Origin of the sequence: Paraburkholderia sp. EG304, from assembly GCF_046543485.1 — a bacterium.
GTDB lineage: Bacteria > Pseudomonadota > Gammaproteobacteria > Burkholderiales > Burkholderiaceae > Paraburkholderia > Paraburkholderia youngii.
The window spans coordinates 1-9,687 of the sequence record NZ_JBKGUA010000111.1 but is presented as its reverse complement, the minus strand read 5'-3'; the positions used below and the strand labels follow the sequence as shown (position 1 = coordinate 9,687).

The following is a 9,687-nucleotide window of genomic DNA, read 5'->3' as shown; positions in this document are numbered from 1 at the left end:
GGAGTTTGCTATGTGGGACAAGATCGCTTGCCCGCCCGACTGTCGGAATTCGACGTGGAGCGCTACTTCGCGTTGACTGACAGCGACGTTGCCGCGGTCAAAGAGCGTTTTCGGCGCGGTCAACGTGCCGGCGTTGCGATCCAGTTGGTCTTTCTGCGTGCCAGTGGTCACACTCTCGATCATGTCGGCACACTGCCGCGCCAGTTATTGCGGCATGCCGGCGAGCGGCTCAGCCTGCCCACCCCGACGATCGCCTACCTCCGCACGCTCTATCAACGCTATAAGACACTGTACGAGCATCAACTCTGGACCTGCGAATATCTCGGCATCACTTCCACCGGACCGAAGCACTGGACGGAACTGGAAGCGTGGATGCGACAGGACGCCGCCGAAGCGCTCGCGCTCGACGAACTGCTTCACCACGCCCATTGCTGGCTGTATGAGCGCCGCATTCTGACACCCGCAGAGCGGAAGCTGCGCGATTCCGGCCGTTCGATCTGGTCGGACGTTGAACACAGTCTGCGAGCACTTATCGAGGCAACGGTCACGGAAACGCAGTTGATGCACGCCGATGCTGTCCTCTCCGCGCAGCACGGGAGCTCCGGCATGAGAGTCCTCGAATGGCTCAACGGCGCGACACAACCCCATAACGCTCACCGAAACTCTCGCAAAGGTTCGCTTCCTCAAGGAACTCGGCGCGCATACGTGGCTACTCGACGCCGTGCCAATTGAAAAGCAGCGTGCATACGCAGCGCATCCAGGCTCGCCGTCCTGCAAGGTCCGCGAACTCAAGGCATCGACCCGCACCATCGAGCTGATCTTCTTCCTGCGCGTCACGCTGCTCGAGCTGACGGACGCGCTACTCTACCAAACAGGGCGCCGCGTATCCGACCTCGTCCGGCAGGCTTACGACCGCACGACGGTCCGACAGGCACGCTCTGCTATCGAATACCGGCAGCAACTGGTCGCGATAAGGACGCTGGTTCACGATAGCGAGCGTGCGACGCAAGAGCGTCTCGACGATAGGGACAAGCTGCTTGAGCACCTCGTAGACAGGCCCCCGGCAAGTCACGCCGCCAGCGTACGTGAAACGCTCACCGACGATCACCACCGCATCCGGAATCTGCTGGCGCCGTTACGGGAGCTCGGCTTCGTGGAACGCGACGCGGAACCCAGTCTGCGACAGCTCGATCTTGTCGGCACGCTGCACGACAGTGGCGCCACCGAATTGCCGCCCGACTGTAATGTGCCGGTCAGTTGCGCATGGCACGATCTCGTCCAGGGTGACGATCGGGCGCGCGCGTTGCGGGCACTTGAGGCCTAGGCAATCACAGGTCTGCACAAGGGGCTGCGCCGTGGGTGGGTCTGGATCAACCACAGCCTGTCGTTCCAAGAACGCGACCAGTTGCTGATTCCACCCACGCAATGGGAAAGCGAACGTGACCTCTACTTGGCATCGCTCGGATTGCCGGGAACCGCGGAGCCGTTTCTCGAACGGTTGAGGGAACGACTCAAGGCAGGCCTGGCCGCGCTCGAGGAGGCACGCGAGGCAGGCCGCGTGTCATTGGCACGGACGGCGCAATTCACCTGTCGGCGATCGAAGCGTTGTCGACCGATGACATACCGAAACACGCACGCGATCTGATATTCAGCGAGATCGGCAACGCGCCGTTCGCCGACATGATTATGGAGATGGACGCTCACACTCGCTTCAGTGGAGTGCTCCGGTCACGCAAGGGCGCGCGATACGAACGAACTCGTCTCGCTGTCCGCCGCGTTGATCGCCCACGGCACAGAACTGGACGTGAGCAGCGTCGCCGCCATGATCCCGCAACTGGACGCGGCGCACATTTCAACGGCAATGCGCTTCCTTGAAATGCCCGGTCGGCTGCCGCGTGCAAACGACCGCGTGGTTGAATTCCAGCGCACGCATCCGATTACTGAACTCTGGGGTAACGGAAGGCGGGCATCGAGCAACCCCATGAGTCTGGACACGTCACCGCACCTGTTTTATGCACGGGTCGATCCGCGACGTCGCACCCACGCGGTAGGCATGTACACGCACGTGCTGGATCAGCACGGCAATGTCTATAACCAGCCCATCGTGCTGAACGAACGCCAGGCTGGCGTGGCGATCGAGGGCGTGATCCGTCACAACGAGAACCATGACGACGGTGGACTGCTGCGTCTTTCAGTAGACACGCACGGATACACGAACGTAGGGATGGCGGTGTCGAAGCTGCTCGGTTTTGATCTCTGCCCGCGTTTGCGCAACCTCTCGGAACGCAAACTGTATCTGCCGAGAGCCATGGCAGCGCCCGAGGGGCTGACAGCGGTCGTCGCCCATGAGATCTCCATCAAGGCGATTCGTGACGGCTGGAAGGAACTGCTGCGCCCAGTTGCATCAATTCACGCGGGGCGCGTGAGCGCAATGGTCGCCGTGCAGCGGTTCGGAAGCCTGGCGCAGGGCGACCCGGTGTACCGGCCAGCCGACCACCTCGGTAGGTTACTGCGCACGCTTTTCCTGTGCGACTACTTCAGCAACATTGAATTCCGGCGTGAAATGCATACGCTGCTCAATCGCGGTGAATCGGTATGTTGCGCCGTTCGTCAAGACAAACAAGAACGACCGCAATGATGCGGAGGCGATCGTCGAGGCTGCCAGCCGGCCCACGATGCGCTTGGTGACGATCAAATCTGTCGAGCAGCAGGATATCCAGGCAGCACATCGCATGCGCGCAATTCTGCTGCGTCATCGTACCGCGCTGATCAACCAGATACGTGGCCTGCTCGGCGAACGGGGGCTGGCTATTGCGCGCTCACCGGAAGCCTTCAGGCGCGCGATACCGGAATTGCTGCGCACGAGCGCAGATGAACTGACCTCCTTTTGCCAGACTCTGCTCACCGAACTTCTGCAGCACATGCGCGCCATAGAGGAACGTGTTCATCTCATCGAGGCATCCATCCAGACGTTCATGAAGAAATCCGCGCTCTGCAGGAAGATCGCCGAGATCCCTGGTATTGGCCCGATTACCGCCACGGCCGTTGTCGCCGCGGCCGGCGATGCCAGGCAGTTTCGCAACGGCCGGCATCTGTCCGCCTGGCTCGGCCTCGTGCCTCGACAGTATTCGTCTGGCGGCAAGCCTCGCCTGCACGGCATCAGCCGACGCGGCGACACATACCTGCGGACCTTGCTCATTCATGGTGCTCGGGCTGTTCTGCGCTATGCACCGAAAAAAACGGATCCTCAGAGCATCTGGCTTCAAGAGCTGATGGCTCGACGCGGGCATAACTCGGATACATGCATGCAGACCGTTTCGACATCACGAAAAAGAGGCTTGCAAAAGGCGTCGGGTCCATACAAGCACGAAAAGGACGAACACCCCGATTTCGGCGCTTGCCACCGCGGATCGCTTCGTAGGGAAGCGGTCGGGTGAACGTATGCACACGGTCGTGCACGCAGCGGAAGTTGAAAAACGCCCACTAATCCATGGAAGACGCACGACCTTCGTTGAGCGTTTCGACAAGACGCGCCCGGTGTCGCACCAGATTCGCTATGTGCTTTTCGCTCGACCGCAGACGCTCGCGATGCAACGCCTTAGTGTCGGGACATGCAGCCGTGCCTTCGATCAGGAGCATGCAGTCGGGAAACGAGCGGATAGCATTAAATACCGAGGCGTTTTCTTGCGGGAATGCTCTGCAGCGCCGCATAAGCGGCCTCGCTCAGAGATCGAAAGTTGAAGCAGTGTGCGCCGGAGTATCAACGCGGCGCTGCGGCATGAACGCAAAGATGCGGTCGGTGCCCATTACATCAAGCGAAGCGCGATTCTCTGAAGAAGGGAGGGCAGGTCGCGTCGCACGTCCACCACGAGATGAATGAAAATAGTATCGTCGCGGACCTGATAAATGATCCGATTCTTGCCAGAAAGGGCCTGCCGGAAACCGTCCTCGAAAAAGCCCTCGAGTTCGGTAGGCGTATGGCCGCTAGCGGGAAACTGCCGAACCTGCGTGATCGTTTCCTGCAGTTGCGCCGATGTCTGACGCCATGTTTCCCATCCGAATGTGCGGACGACATAGCTTCTGAGTTCGTCCATGCCGATCCGCGCGGTCGGGAGGATGCGGTATTTCAGCAGCGGTGCCACCATCAGCGGAGCTTTTCCTGACGATCGAGCTCATTGAGTTCCGCAAAGAACTCATCGCCATCGACGTGATCCCCGCGTTCGATCTGTTTCTGGCCGACAGCCAGGATTTTCAGGAGCGCAAGGGTCTGCTGCGTCGATTCATAGGTTCGCACATCCTGAACGACGAGCTTCGCTTCGCCGTTCTGCGTGATGATGAGCGGCTCCCCCGACTCAGTCAGGTCTTTGACAATTTGCGCCGCTTCACTTTTGAGGTAACTGATTGGCTTGACATGATCGCCGAGATGCATCCAAGGCTCCGGGAGATATACAAGTAAGACCGAATTTAAACCATTAATGGTCCGACCGCAAGCTTGCCCTTGGCGCGCAGTCGGGCAAGGTAATAGGCCTAGTTAAGCTTGGCATTATGAATTAATAAAATACGTAATTATCGATAATAAACAATTATGTCAACTATGGTCGATTGTGCAACGGACGTCGATAGGGTCAAACGTGGCCGGCGTTTGGGTGAACACTGACAGCAAACACGTGAATCAACTGGGTGACTGGGAAAGGGCTTTCGAGGAAGCCGGAATGCAGGCAGACTTCACGGACGGGATGCTTAGCTCGCTTCAGCCCCGAGCTAACTGGATCGGCGAGAAATAGCCCGCGACCAGCATGCAATCGGTAAGCCCTGACTAAACGGGACAGAACACACCCTCACACAAACTCCATTATACTGAATCACATGAACACACCACTAACTTCCGCTGAATCGCAGTTCGCGACCGAAGAGGAAGCGCAAGCGCACGACCGTTGGTTCCGCGCCAAGGTCGAGGAAGCGCTCGCCGATCCGCGTCCGACTGTACCGCACGACGAGGCAGTCGCGCGCATCCGGCGCGCCATTGATCAAGCTAAAGGCCGCGCGGCCTGATGCTGCCGATCCACTGGACTGAAAAAGCGATCGAAGAACTTGAGGAACGGATGGCGTTCATCGCTCTCCGTAGTCCACGCGCAGCTGAACAGCTCCTCGATCAGGTTATCGACGCCGTGGTCCCGGCGTCCGAACACCCCTACATTTTCCGAGCCGGCCGCGTGCCGGGTACCCGGGAGATCGTTGCCCACCCCAACTATATCGTCGTCTACCGTGTCGCAGCTGACGCGGTAATCGTCGTACAGGTTCTCCACGCCCGCGAGCAGCATCCGCTTGTCCAGCCTCGCTAAATGGTCCGACTGTTTGAAGAGATATAGCGTCCGTTTTGATTGCGCTCGACGCGCGTCATCTCATCTCGGCCAGTCAAAAAATCGCTGCACCTTTTACGCCGTTCGATGGCATCGCGACCAAAAATCTCGGAGCGATGATGCAGTGACGCTCCAATCAGGCTTCGTTCAAAATATTCTTCGAACTGAGTCGCAGCCCGAATCTGGGCCGGTTGGTTCGTCGGACCGATCGAGCGCACCAGGTCGGTACCCTGCGGGGAGATCATCGCAAGCTCTATTTTTCGCCAAGCGATTTCAGGAACGCATTGAACTGCGATTCTTCTGCGTATCCCGACAACAGGACGCCGAAGGCCGCAAGATTCGCTGGCCGCAGAAGCTCACGGTACTTGGAGACGATTGCCTCAGCCCGTTCCAGCACGCCATCAACGCCGCCCGCCCATTTAGCCCAGTGCCGCAGTTGGACGTGCGAGAGCTGATCGATGTCTAGTCGCGAAAAAGCCTTAAGATTTTCATCTAAGTCAAACACAAGCATTTCCCGAAGGTCATTTTCGGGGTTTAAGGCGTCAAGATAGCCGACGTGACCGGCGCTTTCTTCGAGATAGCGAGGACGATTGAGACGACGACCGATCGCAGCCTCCGCACGGGCAATCTCAGCGTCCGTCGCTTCGCGTTGTGTCATCACTTCGGATACGCCAGTTTTCGACATTTGAATGACGCGGCGAACAACGACGTCTGGACAGCCGTGGTTATGATTGGGCAGAGCACGCGAGCGCTTGTAAAGCAAGTCTGCTCCCGGGTTGCTTCCCTCCCCTTTGCGGATTCGAGCAACGTCACCGAAACGGTATCGATCCGGAAAGCAAAACTCCAGAGGCGCTCCCGATTCTCCTTGGCAGCTATATCCTTGTCGAACTGCCAGGACATGTCTTCGAAATCAACACCAAAGTAACGCGCTCCGCAGTCCTTCCCAATGTTCGTTACGCGTGCGTCCTTCGTCGCTACGAGATAACCGCGGCCGTGCTTCGTACGGCAGTTTGACAGGCCGCAGGCAATGTAGTCGGGAAAGACATAGCTGCCAATGATCGCCGCCAACTCATGAGCGGCAGGATCGAGTTGGCCGTCGAAATCGGGACGCGCCTGAATATCCTCCCAACTCCCGACCCGAATCAGTTCCTTGTCGCCGTTTAGTGTAATCATCGTGCACCGGTGGGCTCTCAAGTGATTAGTCGTCTTCAGCGCATTATATGGCGAGCGGCCGCCGCCGACGGCTGATAGCAGAGGTCGCGGCGTTGAGTATCCTGATGGCGGTCCGGTCCAATGCGCGTTGACCAAATGCGAACGTAAAATCAAAGTCCGTTCATTTCACCAGATAACTTCATGCCGACAGAGTGGACCTCCTTCGTTCCAAACGTTATTACGGCAGTCTCAGGCCTTGCAGGCGTGGCGCTAGGCGGCTTTCTGACTTCCAACCGGGAACTCTCTCGCGACGCTGCCAGTAACGAGAAGGCAGCCAACTACCTCGCGATACTAGTTGTGGCCCATCTGGATCGCTTTATCGATGGCTGCGTGAATGTCGTGGGGGACGACGGTACATCGTATGGCCAACCTGCGGGCGAAGGCGGCGTTCATGAGCCAACCGTAGACCGGCCGAAATTTGATCCACTCGCTATCGACGTCGACTGGAAATCTCTGCCTGCCGATCTGATGTATCCGATACTCAACCTCCCCTATCAGATTGAAACCCTCGAGCATCGCATCAGCAACGTCTCGGAGTTCGACAATCCTCCTGACCATGCGGATACCTTTTGGGCCCGCCAACATGACTATGCGCTGCTCGGCTTGGAGATATCGTCACTGGCAACACGCCTTCGCAACCACGCAAACCTGCCGGCGTTGCCACGCCTCCAGTCCGGCTTGGACCGCGACAGATACCTTAGCGAACAGAAACACCAGTTGGAAGAGAAGCGCTCTCGATACGAAGCCGCCTTGCAGAAAGCGAATGCAGATCTGGACGACCTCTAGCCCGTTCCGCTGCCAGAGATCGACGATCAAAAAAGCCAGTCACGGCATGGTGACTGGCTGTTCGCTTAGGCGCCCATAGATGGCGTCTCAGGTTCGGCGTCGTCGATGTCCAATGCAAGGCTTTCATCACCCCACGGGCCTTCGTCCACTTCCGTGTCGTTGGCCACATCGTTGATCAGGTCATCCGGATACTTCCCGCCGAACTCGTTCTGCAGTTCTTCGTTCAGGTCGACGCTCGTATCCGCGCTTCCCCAAGGTCTTTTCGGCTGCCGAATTGCAAGCCTGCTATACGCCGGACGTCGAAGAGCCGGAGCGGGTGCGTCGCAACGCGCGTGGCCAGTCTTCGCGATTGGGGCTGCTGGTCCTGCTGAAGGTTTTCCAGCAGCTGCACTACTTTCCGTTCCTCGATGTCGTTCCCGACGCCGTAGTCCAGCACATCCGGACGAGCGCGGACTTCGGTTCAGATGTTGAATTTGGCTACGACAGGGCCAGGTCATCCTCGTTATTTCGTCACTACGCGGCGATCCGGGAGTTCTTGGTATCCAGTCCTATTACGGTACGGATGCCAACGAAATCGCGGTGCGTGCAGCGCACGAGGCCGCGGAGATGTTGGACCAGCCGGTGGACATCATCAATGCCACCATCGACAGCCTGATCCAGCAGCAGGTCGAACTGCCGGCATTCTCGACGCTGGATTTGATTGTGGAACAGGTTCATGCGCGAACCCAAACGGCACTGTTCCGGCGCGTCTCGCGTCGCCTGACCGACGATGAGGTTCAACGTTGCAAGTTCAGCCTTCAGTTCCAGATACCTCGACATGCGTCTGTTCCAGTTTTCCGTTTTCCGTTGTGTCCGTTGCGCTGTCCAGTCGTTCCCACTGCCGCGGTGGCGGCAGTGCTGGCGCACATGGACCGAATCAGAAGCTGGACGGCTCCACCGGGTCGGAATCCCGAGCCCATCCGAGCGATTGGTACGACAGAGACCGTGACCATCGACAAAAGCGGTTCCAATCTGGCCGCACTGGATGCGGTAAATGCCGATCGCGAGACGCCGACCAAGGTCCGCCAGATCAAGTACCTGAACAACATTGTCGAACAGAACCATCGGGCTATCAAACGCCGGACCCGGCCGATGCTGGGATTCAAGAACTTCCACCGTCCGAGGGTCATTCTCGGCGGCATCGAGGTAATGCACATGATCAGGAAAGGACAGGTGAAATGTGCGGGCAAAGACCTGTCGTCTACTTCCCAGCAGTTTTACTCCCTTGTGTCATAAGCAATAGTTACCATATCGACATTTCTCGTCCCGACACCCTTACTGCAACAGAACCGACCGTCTTCCCTCAAGGACCTGGACGGACGCCTAACTAGGCTTAGAAACGGTTTCATAAAGACTGCTGGGCACGCTTGAGCGTGTTCCAGCAGATCAAGGAACAACCGAGTTTGAGAAACGCCTCATGAATGTCGGCTCGACGTTCAAAACGGATGCGAAGACGGCGGAAATGATGCAACCAGGCATGCGTACGTTCGACAACCCAACGCACTCTCCCGAGGCCACTGCCGTGGGGTTGGCCACGTCGGGCAATGCTGGTTGGGATGCCGCGCTCGTGCAGGATGCGGCGGTACTTGTCGTGGTCGTAGCCCCGGTCTGCATAGACACGACCGGGTCGGCTCAGTGGTCGTCCACGCAAGCCACCGACGGGCACAATGGCATCGACCAGCGGAACCAGTTGCGTCACATCGTTACGGTTGGCACCGGTCAGGATGGCGACGAGCGGTGTGCCGTTCGCATCGGTCAGGAGGTGGTGTTTGGAGCCGGGTCGCGCGCGGTCGGTGGGGTTCGGTCCAGTTTTTCGCCCGCCCCAACCGCGCGAATCGACGAAGAATCGACGACCATGCGCGAGAAATCGATCTTCTCGGCTGCACGCAGCTTCGCCAGCAGGACCGCATGCAACTGGTCCCAGACGCCTGCCTCCTGCCAGTCGCGTAGCCGACGCCAGCAGCTCACACCCGAACCGCAACCCATTTCGGCGGGCAGGTCGCGCCAGCGGATGCCGGTTTTCAGCACGAACAGAATGCCGGTCAACGCTGCCCGATCCGGTACCGGCTTGCGGCCCGGATACTTGAAGCGGCGTGGCTTCGGTGGTGGTAGCAGTGGCTCGATCAGTGCCCACAATTCGTCGTCAACGATTGGTTTTCCCATCTCCTCGATCCACTTGTCACAACGACCGAGGTTAATCTATGGTCACCCCCGTTTTTGCAATGCTGAATTTTTTGGCGCGTTGGGTTTGCGTAAATCTATCCGGCGTCAGAGCGGGATGAGCCGTCGC

At 58.5% G+C, this 9,687-nt stretch carries 12 protein-coding genes and 3 pseudogenes; 9 read left to right on the top strand and 6 right to left on the bottom strand.

Annotated elements, in window-relative coordinates; genetic code table 11:
* The 4 genes and pseudogenes from ACLFKU_RS41455 to ACLFKU_RS41440 form a co-directional block, all read left to right on the top strand.
* On the top strand, positions 1 to 732 hold a 732-nt coding region (locus tag ACLFKU_RS41455), incomplete at its 5' end, for a DUF4158 domain-containing protein (RefSeq protein WP_410853084.1).
* A complete protein-coding gene (locus ACLFKU_RS41450) occupies positions 722 to 1,324 on the top strand; it encodes a hypothetical protein (protein ID WP_410853083.1) in 603 nt (200 codons plus the stop codon). The genes ACLFKU_RS41455 and ACLFKU_RS41450, both read left to right, overlap by 11 nt.
* A gap of 390 nt (positions 1,325 to 1,714) precedes the next feature.
* Complete coding sequence (locus ACLFKU_RS41445) at positions 1,715 to 2,638, top strand: Tn3 family transposase (protein ID WP_410853082.1); 924 nt, start codon at positions 1,715 to 1,717, stop codon at positions 2,636 to 2,638.
* Positions 2,592 to 3,293 (top strand): annotated as a pseudogene (locus tag ACLFKU_RS41440) (IS110 family transposase); the annotation flags it as partial. The gene ACLFKU_RS41445 and the pseudogene ACLFKU_RS41440, both read left to right, overlap by 47 nt.
* Positions 3,294 to 3,806: 513 nt before the next feature.
* Here the strand turns inward: ACLFKU_RS41440 and ACLFKU_RS41435 are convergent.
* Both ACLFKU_RS41435 and ACLFKU_RS41430 read right to left on the bottom strand, forming a co-directional pair.
* Positions 3,807 to 4,145, bottom strand: coding sequence for a type II toxin-antitoxin system RelE/ParE family toxin (locus ACLFKU_RS41435; RefSeq protein WP_018435919.1), 339 nt, complete (start codon positions 4,143 to 4,145; stop codon positions 3,807 to 3,809).
* Positions 4,145 to 4,429, bottom strand: coding sequence for a type II toxin-antitoxin system Phd/YefM family antitoxin (locus tag ACLFKU_RS41430; protein ID WP_410853081.1), 285 nt, complete (start codon positions 4,427 to 4,429; stop codon positions 4,145 to 4,147). The genes ACLFKU_RS41435 and ACLFKU_RS41430 overlap by 1 nt, the downstream gene beginning before the upstream one ends.
* A 437-nt stretch (positions 4,430 to 4,866) precedes the next feature.
* Between ACLFKU_RS41430 and ACLFKU_RS41425 the strand changes: the two genes are divergently transcribed.
* On the top strand, positions 4,867 to 5,052 hold the full coding sequence (locus ACLFKU_RS41425; RefSeq protein ID WP_129964392.1) for a hypothetical protein: 186 nt from the start codon (positions 4,867 to 4,869) through the stop codon (positions 5,050 to 5,052).
* The gene (locus tag ACLFKU_RS41420) at positions 5,052 to 5,342 is read left to right on the top strand and encodes a type II toxin-antitoxin system RelE/ParE family toxin (protein WP_410853080.1); all 291 of its coding nucleotides are present in this window, start codon (positions 5,052 to 5,054) and stop codon (positions 5,340 to 5,342) included. The genes ACLFKU_RS41425 and ACLFKU_RS41420 overlap by 1 nt, the downstream gene beginning before the upstream one ends.
* Here ACLFKU_RS41420 and ACLFKU_RS41415 read toward each other — a convergent pair.
* The 3 genes from ACLFKU_RS41415 to ACLFKU_RS41405 are packed head-to-tail and all read right to left on the bottom strand — an operon-like array spanning position 5,339 to position 6,533.
* The gene (locus ACLFKU_RS41415; RefSeq protein WP_410853079.1) at positions 5,339 to 5,605 is read right to left on the bottom strand and encodes a hypothetical protein; all 267 of its coding nucleotides are present in this window, start codon (positions 5,603 to 5,605) and stop codon (positions 5,339 to 5,341) included. The two genes, ACLFKU_RS41420 and ACLFKU_RS41415, sit on opposite strands and share 4 nt — an antisense overlap.
* Positions 5,606 to 5,613: 8 nt before the next feature.
* A complete protein-coding gene (locus ACLFKU_RS41410) occupies positions 5,614 to 6,018 on the bottom strand; it encodes a hypothetical protein (protein ID WP_410853078.1) in 405 nt (134 codons plus the stop codon).
* The gene (locus ACLFKU_RS41405) at positions 6,018 to 6,533 is read right to left on the bottom strand and encodes a hypothetical protein (RefSeq protein WP_410853077.1); all 516 of its coding nucleotides are present in this window, start codon (positions 6,531 to 6,533) and stop codon (positions 6,018 to 6,020) included. Before ACLFKU_RS41405 ends, ACLFKU_RS41410 begins: the two co-directional genes overlap by 1 nt.
* Positions 6,534 to 6,713: 180 nt before the next feature.
* Here ACLFKU_RS41405 and ACLFKU_RS41400 point away from each other — a divergent pair, with 180 nt between their 5' ends.
* From ACLFKU_RS41400 to ACLFKU_RS41390, 3 genes and pseudogenes are all read left to right on the top strand, one after another.
* Complete coding sequence (locus ACLFKU_RS41400; RefSeq protein ID WP_410853076.1) at positions 6,714 to 7,358, top strand: hypothetical protein; 645 nt, start codon at positions 6,714 to 6,716, stop codon at positions 7,356 to 7,358.
* Between the two features lie 274 nt (positions 7,359 to 7,632).
* Positions 7,633 to 8,132, top strand: a pseudogene (locus ACLFKU_RS41395) (DUF4158 domain-containing protein); the annotation flags it as partial.
* Between the two features lie 195 nt (positions 8,133 to 8,327).
* Positions 8,328 to 8,633 (top strand): annotated as a pseudogene (locus ACLFKU_RS41390) (DDE-type integrase/transposase/recombinase); the annotation flags it as partial.
* Between the two features lie 109 nt (positions 8,634 to 8,742).
* Here the strand turns inward: ACLFKU_RS41390 and ACLFKU_RS41385 are convergent.
* Positions 8,743 to 9,560, bottom strand: a protein-coding gene (locus ACLFKU_RS41385; protein WP_152854730.1) for an IS5 family transposase whose coding sequence is annotated in 2 segments (ribosomal slippage) — positions 8,743 to 9,212 and positions 9,212 to 9,560 — 819 coding nt in all. Because the reading frame shifts where the segments join, the coding sequence is not laid out codon by codon here.
* Positions 9,561 to 9,687 lie beyond the last annotated feature (127 nt).